The sequence below is a fragment of the Lentzea kristufekii genome, from assembly GCF_033949925.1.
Lineage (GTDB): Bacteria > Actinomycetota > Actinomycetes > Mycobacteriales > Pseudonocardiaceae > Lentzea > Lentzea kristufekii.
The window spans coordinates 242,296-256,702 of record NZ_JAXAVV010000002.1 but is presented as its reverse complement, the minus strand read 5'-3'; the positions used below and the strand labels follow the sequence as shown (position 1 = coordinate 256,702).

18 protein-coding genes and 1 pseudogene are annotated in these 14,407 nt (G+C 69.7%); 12 read left to right on the top strand and 7 right to left on the bottom strand.

All coding sequences use genetic code 11. From position 1 onward, the window contains the following. Positions 1–14 precede the first annotated feature (14 nt). From SK571_RS04720 to SK571_RS04685, 8 genes are read left to right on the top strand one after another with little or no spacing between them, the layout of a single operon-like run. Positions 15–680 (top strand): 3'(2'),5'-bisphosphate nucleotidase CysQ, encoded by a 666-nt coding sequence (locus SK571_RS04720; protein ID WP_319982788.1) that lies wholly within the window; start codon positions 15–17, stop codon positions 678–680. Then, the gene (cysD, locus tag SK571_RS04715) at positions 677–1,564 is read left to right on the top strand and encodes a sulfate adenylyltransferase subunit CysD (RefSeq protein ID WP_319982787.1); all 888 of its coding nucleotides are present in this window, start codon (positions 677–679) and stop codon (positions 1,562–1,564) included. Before SK571_RS04720 ends, cysD begins: the two co-directional genes overlap by 4 nt. Next, complete coding sequence (cysC, locus tag SK571_RS04710) at positions 1,564–3,372, top strand: adenylyl-sulfate kinase (RefSeq protein ID WP_319982786.1); 1,809 nt, start codon at positions 1,564–1,566, stop codon at positions 3,370–3,372. The genes cysD and cysC overlap by 1 nt, the downstream gene beginning before the upstream one ends. Before the next feature lie 58 nt (positions 3,373–3,430). Beyond that, positions 3,431–4,486, top strand: coding sequence for a DUF1214 domain-containing protein (locus SK571_RS04705; RefSeq protein ID WP_319982785.1), 1,056 nt, complete (start codon positions 3,431–3,433; stop codon positions 4,484–4,486). Beyond that, complete coding sequence (locus SK571_RS04700; protein WP_319982784.1) at positions 4,483–5,631, top strand: sulfotransferase family protein; 1,149 nt, start codon at positions 4,483–4,485, stop codon at positions 5,629–5,631. The genes SK571_RS04705 and SK571_RS04700 overlap by 4 nt, the downstream gene beginning before the upstream one ends. Further along, complete coding sequence (locus SK571_RS04695) at positions 5,631–6,410, top strand: SDR family oxidoreductase (protein WP_319982783.1); 780 nt, start codon at positions 5,631–5,633, stop codon at positions 6,408–6,410. The genes SK571_RS04700 and SK571_RS04695 overlap by 1 nt, the downstream gene beginning before the upstream one ends. Beyond that, on the top strand, positions 6,407–6,859 hold the full coding sequence (locus SK571_RS04690; protein ID WP_319982782.1) for an SRPBCC domain-containing protein: 453 nt from the start codon (positions 6,407–6,409) through the stop codon (positions 6,857–6,859). The genes SK571_RS04695 and SK571_RS04690 overlap by 4 nt, the downstream gene beginning before the upstream one ends. A 47-nt stretch (positions 6,860–6,906) precedes the next feature. After that, positions 6,907–7,221, top strand: coding sequence for a hypothetical protein (locus SK571_RS04685; RefSeq protein ID WP_319982781.1), 315 nt, complete (start codon positions 6,907–6,909; stop codon positions 7,219–7,221). Here SK571_RS04685 and SK571_RS04680 read toward each other — a convergent pair whose 3' ends face one another. Further along, positions 7,222–7,860 (bottom strand): TetR family transcriptional regulator, encoded by a 639-nt coding sequence (locus SK571_RS04680; protein WP_319982780.1) that lies wholly within the window; start codon positions 7,858–7,860, stop codon positions 7,222–7,224. Between the two features lie 74 nt (positions 7,861–7,934). On the opposite strand from SK571_RS04680, the gene SK571_RS04675 reads away from it, so the two are divergent. Continuing rightward, a complete protein-coding gene (locus SK571_RS04675; RefSeq protein ID WP_319982779.1) occupies positions 7,935–9,149 on the top strand; it encodes a cytochrome P450 in 1,215 nt (404 codons plus the stop codon). Next, the gene (locus SK571_RS04670) at positions 9,146–9,340 is read left to right on the top strand and encodes a ferredoxin (protein ID WP_319982778.1); all 195 of its coding nucleotides are present in this window, start codon (positions 9,146–9,148) and stop codon (positions 9,338–9,340) included. Before SK571_RS04675 ends, SK571_RS04670 begins: the two co-directional genes overlap by 4 nt. 2 nt (positions 9,341–9,342) lie before the next feature. Here SK571_RS04670 and SK571_RS04665 read toward each other — a convergent pair whose 3' ends face one another. Next, a complete protein-coding gene (locus SK571_RS04665) occupies positions 9,343–9,816 on the bottom strand; it encodes a cupin domain-containing protein (RefSeq protein ID WP_319982777.1) in 474 nt (157 codons plus the stop codon). A 79-nt stretch (positions 9,817–9,895) separates the two neighbouring features. On the opposite strand from SK571_RS04665, the pseudogene SK571_RS04660 reads away from it, so the two are divergent. Further along, a pseudogene (locus SK571_RS04660) lies at positions 9,896–10,315 on the top strand (tannase/feruloyl esterase family alpha/beta hydrolase); the annotation flags it as partial. Here the strand turns inward: SK571_RS04660 and SK571_RS04655 are convergent. From SK571_RS04655 to SK571_RS04635, 5 genes are all read right to left on the bottom strand, one after another. Beyond that, positions 10,306–11,220, bottom strand: a complete 915-nt coding sequence (locus SK571_RS04655) for an LLM class flavin-dependent oxidoreductase (protein ID WP_406601938.1) — start codon at positions 11,218–11,220, stop codon at positions 10,306–10,308. The pseudogene SK571_RS04660 and the gene SK571_RS04655 sit on opposite strands and share 10 nt — an antisense overlap. Positions 11,221–11,254: 34 nt before the next feature. Next, positions 11,255–11,545: an antibiotic biosynthesis monooxygenase family protein gene (locus SK571_RS04650; protein WP_319982776.1), complete on the bottom strand. Its 291-nt coding sequence runs from the start codon at positions 11,543–11,545 to the stop codon at positions 11,255–11,257. A gap of 43 nt (positions 11,546–11,588) precedes the next feature. Next, the gene (locus SK571_RS04645; RefSeq protein WP_319982775.1) at positions 11,589–12,059 is read right to left on the bottom strand and encodes a MarR family winged helix-turn-helix transcriptional regulator; all 471 of its coding nucleotides are present in this window, start codon (positions 12,057–12,059) and stop codon (positions 11,589–11,591) included. Between the two features lie 9 nt (positions 12,060–12,068). Further along, entirely contained in the window at positions 12,069–12,713 is a 645-nt protein-coding gene (locus SK571_RS04640) for a hypothetical protein (RefSeq protein WP_319982774.1), read from the bottom strand. 73 nt (positions 12,714–12,786) lie between these two features. Continuing rightward, a complete protein-coding gene (locus tag SK571_RS04635) occupies positions 12,787–13,341 on the bottom strand; it encodes an EF-hand domain-containing protein (RefSeq protein ID WP_319982773.1) in 555 nt (184 codons plus the stop codon). Positions 13,342–13,557: 216 nt separating this feature from the next. Here SK571_RS04635 and map point away from each other — a divergent pair, with 216 nt between their 5' ends. Then, positions 13,558–14,376, top strand: coding sequence for a type I methionyl aminopeptidase (map, locus tag SK571_RS04630; RefSeq protein ID WP_319982772.1), 819 nt, complete (start codon positions 13,558–13,560; stop codon positions 14,374–14,376). Positions 14,377–14,407: the final 31 nt, after the last annotated feature.

The window sequence follows — 14,407 nt, the reverse complement described above, 5'->3', positions numbered from 1 at the left end:
CTACGCTCGGGTGCATGGCGGAGACCGATGCGGAACTGGCGAGACGACTGGTCACCGAGACGGGCCGGTTGCTGCTCAGCGTGAGACCGGGCGACGGCGACCACGTCGCGCAGCTCTTCCTGGCCGCGCAACTCGCCGAGCACCGCCCGGCCGACTCGGTGCTGTCCGAGGAGGCACCCGACGACCCCCGCAGGCTGGCCGCCGACCGGGTGTGGATCATCGACCCGCTGGACGGCAGCCGCGAGTACGCCGAGCCCGGCCGCACCGACTGGGCCGTGCACGTGGCGCTCTGGGAACGCGGTGATCTCGTCGCGGGAGCCGTGGCGGTGCCCGCCTTCCGCCCTGTGCCAAGGCCTTCACACCGCCGGATCCGGATCGTGGTCAGCCGCACCCGGCCGCCCGCGCACGCGCGGCGGATCGCCGAGACGATCAACGCCGTGCTGGTGCCCATGGGCAGCGCGGGCGCGAAGACGATGGCCGTCGTGCGCGGCGAGGCGGACGCCTACCTGCACGCGGGCGGCATGTACGAGTGGGACTCCGCCGCACCCGTCCACGTGGCCCGCGCGGCCGGGTTGCACGCCTCCCGCGCCGACGGACGGCCGCTCGTCTACAACCAGCCCGATCCCTGGCTGCCCGACCTGCTGATCTGCCGCCCGGAACTCGCGGGGGTGCTGACGTGAACCACCTCGACCAGCTGGAGGCCGACAGCATCGACATCTTCCGCGAGGCCGCGGCGGAGAGCGAACGACCGGTGCTGCTGTACTCGATCGGCAAGGACAGCTCGGTGCTGCTCCACCTGGCGCGCAAGGCCTTCTACCCGTCAAAGCCGCCGTTCCCGTTGCTGCACGTCGACACCACGTGGAAGTTCCGGGAGATGATCGCGTTCCGGGACGCGACGGCCGCCTCGCTCGGGCTGGAGCTGATCGTGCACCGCAACCCGGACTGCGTGGCCGCGGGCATCAACCCGTTCGACCACGGTTCCGCGCGGCACACCGACCTGTGGAAGACGCAGGGTCTGCGGCAGGCGCTGGACGAGCACCGGTTCGACGTGGCGTTCGGTGGCGCGCGGCGCGACGAGGAGGCCTCGCGCGCCAAGGAGAGGGTGTTCTCGTTCCGGACCGCGCAGCACCAGTGGGACCCGAAGAACCAGCGGCCCGAACTGTGGCGGCTCTACAACACGAGGGTCGCGCCCGGCGAGAGCATCAGGGTGTTCCCGCTGTCGAACTGGACCGAGCTCGACGTGTGGCGCTACGTCGAACGCGAACGGATTCCCGTTGTGCCGCTGTACTTCGCGGCCGTGCGACCGGTGGTCGAGCGCGACGGGACGCTGATCATGGTCGACGACGACCGGATGCCGCTGCACGAGGAGCCGCGCCACGAGCTGGTCCGGTTCCGGACGCTCGGCTGCTACCCGCTGACGGGTGCGGTGCGCAGCGAGGCGCGCACGGTCGCGGAGGTCATCGAGGAGATGCGCGCCGCGACGACGTCGGAGCGGCAGGGACGGGTGATCGACCACGACCAGAGCGGGTCGATGGAACGCAAGAAGCGGGAGGGGTACTTCTGATGGAGCTTCTGCGGTTCATCACCTGCGGCAGCGTGGACGACGGGAAGAGCACGCTGATCGGGCGGCTGCTGTACGAGTCGAAGCTGCTGTACGCCGACCACCTCGCGGCCCTGGAGGCGGACTCGCGCCGGGTCGGCACGCGCGGCGGTGAGCTGGACTTCGCGTTGCTCGTGGACGGGCTGGCCGCCGAACGCGAGCAGGGCATCACGATCGACGTCGCCTACCGGTTCTTCGCCACCGAGGCGCGGCGGTTCATCGTCGCGGACACCCCTGGGCACGAGCAGTACACGCGCAACATGGTCACCGGCGCGTCCACCGCCGATGCGGCGGTTCTGCTCCTCGACGCGCGCAAGGGCGTGCTCAGCCAGACACGCCGGCACGCGCGCATCGTGTCGTTGCTGGGCATCCGGCACGTAGCCCTGGCCGTGAACAAGCTCGACCTCGCAGGCTATTCGCGGGAGCTGTTCGACGAGGTCAGCGCGTCGTTCGCGCAGTTCGCCGCCGACCTGGAGTTCGCGGAGATCACCTGTGTGCCGATGTCGGCGACCGAGGGTGTCAACGTGGTCGGGCGCAGCGAGCTGACGCCCTGGTACGACGGCCCGACCCTGCTGCAGTGGCTGGAGTCGGTCACACCATCCACGAGACGGACCGTCTCGTCTCGTTCCAGCGACGCGAGACGAGACGGTCCGTCTCGTTTCCTGGTGCAGTGGGTGAACAGGCCGGACGCGACGTTCCGCGGCCTGTCCGGTCGCGTGCTGGGCGGGACACTCCGACGAGACGAGACGGTCCGTCTCGGCAACCGGACCACCAGCGTCGCCCGGATCGTCACGATGGACGGCGACCTGGACGAGGCGCCCACCGGATCGTCGGTCACCGTCGTGCTGGCGGACGACGTGGACGCGAGCCGCGGCGACGTGCTGGGCGCCGCTTCCGACCCCCCAAGCCTCGCCGACTCGTTCCAGGCGAAGCTGGTCTGGCTGCACGAGAACGGGCTGCTGCCCGGCCGGCAGTACCTGGCGAAGATCGGCGCGCGGACAGTCGGCTTCACCGCGACCAAGGCGTTGGGGCTCAACGAGATCGGCGTCGACAACGTGCACTTCGACGCACCCGTGCCGTTCGAGAGCTACCGCACGAACCGCGACCTCGGCTCGTTCGTGGTGCTCGACCGGCTGTCCAACGCCACGGTCGGCGCCGGGATGATCGACTTCGCGCTGCGCCCGGCGAACGTGCGCTGGCAGACGCTCACCGTCGACAAGCAGGCCCGGATCGCGCGCAACGGGCATCGTCCGTGTGTGGTGTGGCTGACCGGGTTGTCCGGCGCGGGCAAGTCCACGATCGCCGACCTGGTCGAGAAGGTGCTGCACGCCGAGGGCAGGCACACGTTCCTGCTCGACGGCGACAACGTGCGGCACGGGCTCAACTCCGACCTCGGGTTCACCGACGCCGACCGCGTCGAGAACATCCGGCGCATCGCCGAGGTCGCCGCGCTGATGGTCGACGCCGGGCTGATCGTGCTGGTCTCGTTCATCTCGCCGTTCCGGGCCGAGCGGGCGCTGGCACGCGATCTGGTCGGCGAGAACGAGTTCTGCGAGGTCTTCGTGGACACGCCGCTGGCCGTGGCCGAAGCACGTGATCCGAAAGGCCTGTACCGCAAGGCCCGCAGGGGCGAGCTGGCGAACTTCACCGGCATCGACTCGCCCTACGAACCACCCCTGGAACCCGAGGTGCGGCTCGACACGACGACGTTGAGCCCGCAGGCCGCCGCTGACGCCGTGGTGGCACGACTGCGCGCGCTCGGCGTCTGTTGAACGTTGTCCAAAACGTGTACGTTCAGCTAGAACACGTTCTAAGTTCGGGAGGCATCCTGTGCCGGATCAGGCGTGGTCGCAGTTCTGCCAGGCGTTGGAGAAGGCCGGTGAGGTGATTGGATCCGACCAGGCGCCGGACACCCCGCTCGACCGCGCGGAGGGCTACCGGTACCTCTCCCGGCTCACCCGCGAGATGCTGTACTCCTGCCTGGACAACGCCGATCCCGACTTCCCGCGGTTCCACGAGCTCGACCTCGTGAAGATCGGCGCGGACAACCCGGACAACGTCTACCTGTCCGCGAACATCCGCGGCGACCGGACGTACCGGATCACCGGGACCCGCGGCACCATCGCGTACTTCAGCATCGGGTCGAAGGCCAACCGGTACGCCAAGGACGGCACGATGGCGTCGACCGGTGAGCTGTCCGACGCCGACCTCACGCTCGCGCCGGACGGCACCGTGGAGATCATCGCCAGTGCCGAACCCCAGGCCGGGAACTGGTTGCCGCTCGCGCCCGACTCCACCGGCCTGGTGGTGCGCCAGACCTATCTCGACCGCACCACCGAGACACCCGGCCGGTGGCACGTCGAACAGATCGGCGGGCCCGCGGAACCCGCTCCCCTGACCCCCGAGTTCCTCGCCAAGGCGTTGCAGCGCACGGCTTTGTCGGTACACGGCACCGCGGCCACGTTCGCGCACTGGACGCGCACGTTCATGACGCGTCCCAACGAACTGCCCGACTTCGGCCAGGAGATGTTCCAGCGCGCCGGCGGCGATCCTGAGATCTTCTACCTGCACGGGTACTGGACGCTGGAGCCGGGCGAGGCGTGGGTGATCGAGACCGACGTGCCGGACTGCCCGTACTGGAACTTCCAGCTCGGCAACTGGTGGATGGAGTCGCTGGACCACCACCGCAAGATCACGGTCAACAAGCACACGGCGGCGTTGTCCGGCGGCCGGCTGACGATCGTGGTGGCCTCCGAGGACCCCGGAGTGGGCAACTGGATCGACACCTGCGGCCACAGTTCGGGCACCGCGTTGCTGCGCTGGCTCGGCGCGTCCGAGCACCCGATCCCGAAGTGCCGCGTGGTCCCCCTGGAGGAGGTTCGATGACGGTCACGACCGCGCTGAACGTGCCGGAGCTGCTGGACGGGGCGTGCGCCAAGACGGGGCTCTCGGACTTCGGCGACGACTGGTTCCGCGAGCCGCTGGACGTGCTCGTGCGCAGCCTCAACACCGAGGCCGCGCTGTCACCGCTGGGCTTCGAGCTGACCCGGCACCGGCTGACCGCGCTGCTGGCCGACCGCCTGCGGCTGCGGGAGCTCCAACGCTCGAACCCCGAGGTGCTCGACGTCGAGGTCCGGGTGGCCGCCGAGATCTGCGGCCTGCCGCGCACCGGTTCGACGTTGCTGCACCGGCTTCTCGCCGCGTCGCCCCAGGTGACGTCCACGCTGTCGTGGGAGGTCGCGTACCCGCTGCCGTTCCCCGGTGAAGGCCCCGATGCCGAGCAGCGCAAACACCGTGCGCAGGAACGCATGCAGATGTTCTCGCAGCTCTCCCCCGACTTCGGCGACCTGCACACCGTGGTGTGGGACGGGCCGGAGGAGGACGTGATCCTGCTGGACCGGACGTTCGTGTCGATGAGCTTCGACTCGTTCTACTGGGTGCCCGCCTACGGCGACTGGTTGCGCTCGGCCGACCAGCGGCCCGCCTACCGCGAGCTGCGCGAGTGGCTGCAGGTGTTGCAGTGGCAGAACACCTCGCGCTCGATGCCGTGGGTGCTCAAGTCGCCGCACCACCTGACCGCGGTCGACACCGTGCTGGACGAGTTCGCCGACTGCAAGATCGTGATGACGCACCGGTCCCCCGTCAACGCCGTGCCGTCGTACGCGTCGATGGTGCGCGCGATGTCCTCGCAGTACAGCGAGAACGTCGATCCGGTCCGAATTGGACGGTACTGGTCGCGCAGGTTCGCCACGACGCTGGAGGGTTTCGCCTCGGCCCGGTCCGCGCGCCCCGAGCGGTTCGTGGACGTGCGGTTCGCCGACACCGTCAGCAAACCGCTGGAGGTCGCCCGTCAGGTGCTGGAGACGCTGGGGCTGCCCGCCGGTCCCGCCGACGACGCGGCGTTCGAGGCCTATCTGACGCAGAACCGCACCGAGCGGCACGGCTCGCACTCTTACGCACCATCGGACTTCGGGCTGTCCGAGGACCAGCTGCGCCGTGACTTCGCCTTCTACTCGGAGGTCTACCTGTGATGCTGCAAGACGAGGTCGTGGTGATCACCGGCGTCGGCCCCGGCCTGGGTTCGAGGCTCGCCGTCCGCGCCGCCTCCGAGGGCGCGAAGGTCGTGATGGCCGCCCGGTCCGCCGACGTGATGAAGCAGGTGGAGAAGGACGTCGCCGCGGCCGGTGGCGAGGCCGTCGGCGTGCAGTGCGACGTGCGGCGGCCCGAGGAGGTGGCGGTGCTGGCCGAGACCGCCGTCGAACGGTTCGGCACGATCACCGGGCTGGTCAACTCGGCGTTCGGGCACCCCGGCTGGTTCGACCTGCTGGACACGCCGGAGAAGGCGGTCCGCCGGTCGATGGACATCATCCTGTTCGGCGCGCTGAACGTGACCCGCGCGGTGGTGCCGCACATGAAGGCCGCCGGGCGCGGTTCGATCGTCAACGTGGGCACGATGACGACCCGCAAACCTATGCGCGGCGAGGGCGGGTACGCCGTGGCGAAGGCCGCGATGGCGACCGCGACCCAGTTCCTGGCGCTGGAGCTGGGCGAGCACGGCATCCGCGCGAACCAGGCCGTGATGGGCTGGCTGGACGGACCGGGCGTGCGCTTCTACCTCAAGTTCACCGCCGAGGCGCGCGGGATGAGCGAGCAGGACGTCTACGATGAGATCGCCGCCCGCAACCCGCTGGGCCGCATCCCGACCGATGACGCGTGCGCAGGAGCCGTGCTGTTCCTGTTGTCCCGGCACGCTTCCGAGGTCACCGGTGCCGTGCTCGACGTCAACGGCGGGGAGTACATGCCGGCATGACGCATCTCATCGAGTCCGTGGTTGTGGAGATCGACGCGCCCGCATCGTTCGTGTGGGACGTGCTGCTCGACTACCCGCACTATCCACAGTGGAATCCCTACACGCTGGCGGTCGCCACGACGTTGGAGATCGACTCGCCGATCGACCTCACACTGCCCCGTCCGGACGGCGGCGAGGGGACGTTCGTCAGCCGCGAGTACATCCGCGAGGTCGAGCCACCTCGATTGCTGCGTTACGACACCGGCGACACATTCCCGGGCCTGCTCGGCACGCGCGACCAGTTGATCACACCGCTCGGGCCGCAGCGGTGCAGCTACCGCACGTTCGAGACGTTCACCGGCAAGTACGCCGACGCCGTGTTCGAGGCACAGGGCGCTTACGTCAAGCAGGGCTTCGACTCGGTGGCGCACGCACTGAAGGAACGAGTCGCCGCCCTGCTCAGAGTGTGAGTAGTTGTACCGATGCCGTTGCGGACCAGCGGCGGCACTCTCGACGTGTGACCGAAATCGACCGTGGCCGCCTCGCCGCACTGGCCGGGTTCGCCACCACGACCGTGCTGCTCGTCCTGACCGTCGTCGCGTTCCTGAACGACGCCCTGGAGTCGTTCGGCTGGCAGGGCGGCGAATACGCCTACTCGTTCATCTGGATCGCGCTCGGCTCGGCCATCGCCGGCCTCGTGGTGAAGGTGGCGGCTCCCGCGCCGTGGCGTTCCGCCGGAACGGGAATGGCGCTGGCCGGCACGGTCGGCGTGGTCGTCGTGATCACGCTGGTCATCGTGTTCATGTGGGCGCTTTCGAACCTCACGGCGTAGCTACAGCATCTGCGACAGTCCGCGCAGCGCGGCGGCGATCTGCTCGCGATGCCCGTCCAGCGTCCCCGTCGTGATGCCGTCCGCCGCGGCCCTGGCCACGTCGTCGGTGGCGACCTTGAGCACCGCGCTCATGGTGGCGGCCTGCACCCTCACCTCGATGGCGTTGCGCGACAGCCCTGCGCGCTCCGCGAGCACGTCCGCGAGGGCGTCCTCCGCCCGTTCGCGCAACATCAGGTAGGCGGCGCGCAACGCCCGTTCGCCGTGGGTCAGCCGCACGACGGCGAGGACCGCTTCGATGTCCTCGTCGGACGCCGCGTCCAGCAACGGGCTGTACGCCTCGCGCAGGTGGTCGACCAGTTCGAGTTCGCGCGGCCAGGCGCGCACCACCACGCAGAACGCGTCGACCATCTTGGTCAGCAACGGTTCGACGCAGCTCTCCTTGTGCGGGAAGTAGCGCCAGAACGTGCGTTCGGAGACACCCGCGGCCTGGGCGATCTGCTCACCCGACGTGGCGGCGACCCCCTGCTCGGCGAACAACCGGACCGCGTGCCGGGAGAGGTCGAGGCGCTGACGCTGACGTTGCTCGTCGCTGACCGGCGGCCGGCCTCGGCGAGGCTTTTCTGTCGCAACGTCCGTCATCGGGCGATTCAACCACGTCACCCGACCGCAAACATTTATTGGCAGCATCTGCCATTAAGCGCTACGGTCAGTGCATGAGCATTGACGCAGAGCGCCTGAAGCTGCCGCTGGCCAGGCCGAACGTCCTCGATCTCGCTCCGCTCTACGAGGTGCTGCGACGCGAGGCACCGATCGCCCCCGTGACGACACCGGCGGGTGACCCTGCCTGGCTCGTGACGCGGTACGAGGAGGTCCGCCTCCTGCTGGGCGACAAGCGCTTCGGCCGTTCCCACCCTGAGCCGGAGAAGGCCTCCCGCATCTCGACCGCCGCCGTGCAGGACGGCCCGACCGGCGAGTACGCGACGGAGGAGGCCGACCACACGCGCATGCGCCGCCTGCTCACGCCCGCGTTCTCCGCCAAGCGGATGCGGATGCTGGGCGAGAACATGGAGCAGCTGGTCGACAGCTGCCTGGACGCGCTGATCGCCGAGCACGAGAAGACCGGCGTGGTCGACCTGCACCGCGGGCTCGCGTTCCCGTTGCCGGTGGCCATGATCTGCCGCCTGCTCGGCGTTCCCGAGGAGGACAACGAGCTGTTCGCGTCGCTGTCCGAGCGGATGGCGGGCACCGAGATCGGCGAGGAGGCGCACAAGGCGCGCGAGGAGTTCTTCCGGTACATGGTCGGGCTCGTCGAGACCAAGCGCGGTGCCCTCGGCGAGGACGTGATCTCCGACCTCGTGCGCGCACAGGCCGAGGACCCGTCGTTCGACTACGTGGAGATGGTCCGGCTGTGCGTCGGGCTGTTGTTCGCGGGCCACGAGACCACGGTCAACCGCATCGGCCTGGGCGTGCTGTTCCTGCTCACCGAACGGTCGCGCTGGGACGCCCTCGTCGCCGACCCGGACGGCCGCGTCGACGCGGTGGTCGAGGAGGTCATGCGCCTCGGCGCGCCCGGCGACCTCGGCCTGCTGCGGTACGCGCGTGAGGACGTCGACATCGCGGGCGTGACGATCAAGGCCGGTGACGCGCTGGTCCTGTCGATCAACGCGGCCAACCGCGACGTGTCCGTGTACTCCCGCGCCGAGGAGTTCGACCCGGACCGTCCGGAAAGGACGCACCTCGGTTTCGGCCACGGCGCGCACTTCTGCATCGGCGCTTCGCTCGCCCGCACGGAACTGCGCGTGGTGTTCGCCGCGCTCGCCAAGCGCCTGCCGTCGATGCGGCTGGCCAAGGAAATCGACCAGCTGCAGGTCCGCGCGACGCTCACCGGCGGCGTGGCGGAGCTGCCCGTCACCTGGAGGTCGGCGTGAACATCGTGGTGGACCAGGGCAAGTGCGTCGGCGCCGGGCAGTGCGTGCTGGCCGCGGACGACGTGTTCGACCAGCGCGACGACGACGGTCTGGTCGACCTGCTGGACGCCAGCCCGCCGCCGGAGCGGCTGGCCGACGTCCGGCACGCGGCGGCCGTGTGCCCGGCCTCGGCGATCGAGGTCGAGGACTGACCTCAGCCCTCCACGAAGTACGAGTCGTGCTCGTCGAGGAACGCGGCGCGGTCGGCCGCCGCGACCTCGCCGAGCCGCTCGAAGTACTCCTCGCGCGGCGCACCGGGCGTGAACAGCAACAACAACTCGGCCGGTGCGTCGGCGTCGTTGCGGAAGGCGTGCAACCCGCCCTGCGGCACGTGCAGGAAGTCGCCCTCTCCCGCCTCGATCCACTTGTCGCCGTTGTAGAGGCGCACGGTGCCATCGAGGATGAAGAACGACTCGGAGATCGTCCGGTGGAAGTGCGTCGCCGGACCGCCGGCCTTCGGTTTCATGACGACCCGGTAGAGGCCGAACTCGCCGCGCGTGGTCTCGGTGGTCGCGAGGTACTGGATGCCGTTACCGGGCTCACCGTGGTCGATCGGGGTGCTCGCGGGCCGGTAGCGCGCGCTCACCTCGCCGGTGTCGCCGAGGTAGACCTTCTTGGGATAGGACATGGTGTTCATCCTTTTCGCGTGGGTGTCCACCAGGAAAGACCCGATTGCCCGCGCAGATGTGACAGCTAGTCCTCATGCCCAGTACCGCGACCTGTTCCGGCAGTCGGTCCGCGAGTTCGACGGCGTCATCGGCACCTCCGACCCCGACCTGTCGGCGTTCCGGCGCGCAGGCGGCAAGCTGATCACGTTCGTCGGCACCAACGACCAGCTGATCCCGCCCGGCGGCACGCTGCGGTACCGCGACCAGGTCGAGCGGCGCATGGGGTACGTGAACGACTTCTACCGCCTGTTCACCGCTCCCGGCGTCGACCACTGCTCCGGCGGCACCGGACCGCAGCCCACCAACGCCCTGGGGCAGCTCGTCGACTGGGTCGAGCGAGGCAAGGCACCCGCCACCCTCGCCGCCGCGACGGCCGACTCGGCCCGCGACCTCTGCCCGTACCCGCGGACCTCCCGGTACGTCCACGGCGACCCGAAGGCGGCCTCCAGCTACCGCTGCGTCCAGCCGGGTTTCTGGCCCAACCGCACGCGCACGACGGGCGCGACCTCTTCACCGAAGCGGCGCGCCTGGTCGGCGGCGTTCTCCTCCGGCCACAGCACGAAACCGGTGAACGACTGGGCGGCGAGCTCGGTCAGCACGTCCGCCCAGCCCTGTGCGTCCGTGCGGATCGGCTCGGCCCCCTGGAGCCCGACCGGGCCGGGCGTGTCCGTGATGGTGCCGACGAGCTGCGCGATCCGGCGCACCTCCCCCGGCTTGCGACCGGCGTCGGCGGCCACCCGGTCGATCAGCGCGTTGCTCTCCGCCCACTTCTCGTACGGCAGGTACGACGGGATCGGTGCGGCCCAGCCGTCCGCCACCCGCCCGGTCAGCGCCAGGCTGCGCGGACCCTGCGCGCCGACCCAGATCTCGACGCCACCGGGGCCGGGCTCCTGCGAGGCCATGTGATCGACCGAGTAGTACTCCCCGGACGCGGTCACGTGGTGGCCGCGTGGCTGCCAGAGCCCGCGCAGCAACGAGATCGCCTCTGCCTGTGCGTCCAGCGCCTCCTTGGGGCTGCGCCGCGGCACGCCGAGCTTGGTGATCGCGTCCCAGTACCCGCCCGCACCGAGTCCCAGATGGAACCGGCCGCCGGACAGGCGGCTGAGCGCACTCGCCTGGCGCGCCAGCATCGGCGCGGGCCGCAACGGCAGGTTCGCCACGTCGGGGAAGAACGAGATCTTCCCGGTGCGCGCGATGAAGTCGCCGATGAGGGCGAACGCGTCGAGGTGGTCCGCGACGTACGGGTGGTCCTGGACGCCGACGAGGTCGAGCCCCGCCTGTTCGGCCGCCGCGACGACGGCCCTGTTCTGGTCGACGTCGACGGTCGGCACGACCGAGACGCCGAAGCTGAGTGCCTGCAGCACCGCTGTCTCCCCTGTCTCCTCTTGGGCGTGCTCCCTACTCGGAGAGCACGCCTTCCTCCGCGGTGACGAGCGAGTCGATCGCGGCGAAGAACCCCTTGATGCCGGGCAGGTTCGGGCCCTTCCTGCTGGAAGCGGCGTAGTCCTCCGAGGAACGCCACTCGACGATGTCGAGCCATTCGCCGCCGGGCAGCCGCACGAGCCGGGCGCCCAGGAATCCCTCGCGGTCGGCCTCGAAGTCGGCGATCATGCCCGGACGGGCGGCGAGCAGCGCCTCGACGTTCTCGGGCGCCACGCGGAAACGGGTCAGCTCCACTGCCGTAGCCATAGAACCATGATAGTCAAGATTTGTTACTAAATCCAGGCGTCGTTCAGTCCTTTGAGGACTCAACGGCCAGGCGCTGGTGCTCGGTGATGTCCACCAGCACGCGCTTGAAGCGCGTGTACTCACCCTTGCCGACCCGCTCGGCGTGCCGGTCCTGCATCGCGGCCATGATCTGGTCCGCTGCCCGCATCTGCGCGAGGCCGCGTTCGGTGGGGCAGATCAGCTTCGCCCTGCGGTCGCTCGGGTCCGGCCGGCGCTCGACGTACCCGAGCGCCTCCAGCTCGTCGATCAGCGTGCCGACGATCTGCTTGTGCTGCCCGGAAAGGTGCGCGAGATCCGTCGCCCGCACTCCGCCCGGGTCGAGATAGGCGAGCACCGCGCCGTGCCGGTGCTTCAGGTCGTCGAACCCCATGTCGGCGAGGGTCTGGAACAGCTCGCGCTGCACCGCGAACAGCAGGCGGCCCGACAGGACCCCCAGATCGGGGTTCGAGGCGTTGCGTTCCGCGCGGGTGACCATCAGGCCACCCTAGCGGCGCACGAGATCGCGCCCGAGGACCTCCCGCAGGTGCACCTCGACGAACACCCGCAGGTAACGGTCGTTCGCCAGCCCGTCGAACGCGGCCGCGAGGACGGGGTCGGGCTCCCCGGTGAGGTTCACGATCCGCCACAGGTTGAGCGGGTCCGCCTCCGCACCACCCACCGAGTGCTCGACGTGGAAGATCGGCTGCCCCGTCCCCGCCGTGAACACGCGCCCGTCCGGGGCCTCCCACCGCGCGTCGCCCAGGAAGAACGCGCGGCGGTTCTCGTGGTCCAGCCGCACGTGCTCGATGATCCGCGCGGTGCGCGAGGGGTCCGCCCACAGCCGCTGCTCGGACACCCGCGTGAACTCCTCGACCCGGCCGTGCCAGACGCTCGGGAACCTCTCCGCGCCCGGCACCACGACCGTCGGGATGAAGACGTCCGGCGCCTTGGCCTTGCGCACCTCCATGTCCCAGAGCAGCGCGCCGGTGTACTCGATCGGCGGGGTCACCAGGTAGCGCTCGCGCAGCACCTCGTTGACCCGCACCGCCGGCAGGTCCGCCCGCGTCGCGCCGGGTGCGGCCCAGGCCTGCTCGAACACCGCCTCGTGATCGAGCGTGGTGGTGGCCATGACGTTCTCCCAACTAGTCATGTATCCTGACAGTCAGGATACATGACCATATCGGGATCGAAGTCACACACTCCTTCGCCCGTTTCGCAGGAGATCAAATGCGCTGCAGCGCCCTCGGGTACAGCCAGCTGCCAGGCGTGTCCTCCGCCGGGTTCGTGTAGTAGTCACGCACGGCCGTCACGTACTCCTGCACGCTGATCGCGCCGTCACCATCGGTGTCGAGGTGCGCGAACGCGCGGCCGCACTCCTCCTCCGACAGCCCGCGCGCCTTCAGCAGGACCCCGAACTCGGACGCGTCCACGCGGCCGTCGCCGTTCGTGTCCATGATGTCGAGCAGGGACTGGACGACCTCGAGGAAGTCCATGTTGATCGGGCCGCCCTCGACGAACGCCTCGTTCATGGCGTCGCGGTACTCAGCCGGGCCGATCTTGCCGTCGCGGTCCGTGTCGCAGTGGTCGGCCAGCATCTCCCAGAACCGGTCGTAGGCCTCCACGAGCTCACGGCCGCGCTCCGAGGCCGCCGGTTCGCCGAACGCCCGCAGCAGCCGGTCGGCCAGCGCGTAGACGTCCGCCAGTTCGATGACGCCGTTGCGGTCGACGTCGTAGTGGGCGAAGGTCGAGTCGATCCTGTGCTGCAACACCTGCTTCATGACCAGGCACTGTGGTGACCCGGCCTCGCGCGCGCAACGCGCGTCCCCCTCCTGAGTGGTGTTCTTCAGCCGCCCGGTACCGAGGCCCGCGAGAAGGCGTTGACCCCCGGCCCGCGAGCGCGCATGGTGGAGCAGCGGACCGACGGCGAGGCCCCTTGAGCAGCACACCTCCAACACCGGTATAGTTATACCGGTACCCGCTGATGGAGGAACACGTTGATCGAGCTCAAGTCACCCGCCGAGATCGAGCGCATGCACGTCACCGGCCAGTTCATCGCGGAGGTGCTCGACGAGCTCTCCGCCAGGGCCGCGGTCGGGGTGAACCTGCTCGACCTCGAACACCACGCGCGCCACATGCTCGAGGAGCGCGGCGCGGTGTCCTGCTACTGGGACTACTCGCCGTCGTTCGGCCGCGGACCGTTCCGCAACGTGACCTGCCTGGCCGTCAACGACGCGGTGCTGCACGGACTGCCCAAGAGCTACGTGCTGCAGGACGGTGACGTGCTGACCATGGACATCGCCGTCACCATCGACGGGTGGGCGGCCGACTCGGCCATGACCGTCATCGTCGGCACGCCCCGCGAGGAGGACCAGCGCCTGGTCCGCGCCACCGAGGTGGCACTGGCGGCGGCGATCGAGGTGGCGCAGGCGGGCAACAAGCTCGGCGACATCTCCGCGGCGATCGGCGAGGTCTGCGGTCAGTTCGGCTACACGCCCAACCTGGAGTTCGGCGGGCACGGCATCGGCCGCACCATGCACGAGGCGCCGCACGTGTCGAACAACGGCAGGCGCCGGCACGGCATGAAGCTCAAGCCCGGCCTGACCATCGCCATCGAGCCGTGGCTCGCCGCGACGACCGACCAGATCATCTACGACGAGGACGGCTGGACGCTGCGCTCGGCGGACGGTTCGCGCACGGCCCACTCGGAGCACACCGTCGCGATCACCGAGGACGGGCCGCTCGTGCTGACCCGCCGCAAGAGCGAGCTCAAGGCCCAGACCGATTCTGGCGCATCGCAGGCGCGCCTGCCCTAGTCGCGAGGCCAGTGGCGAATTCCCGCCCCCT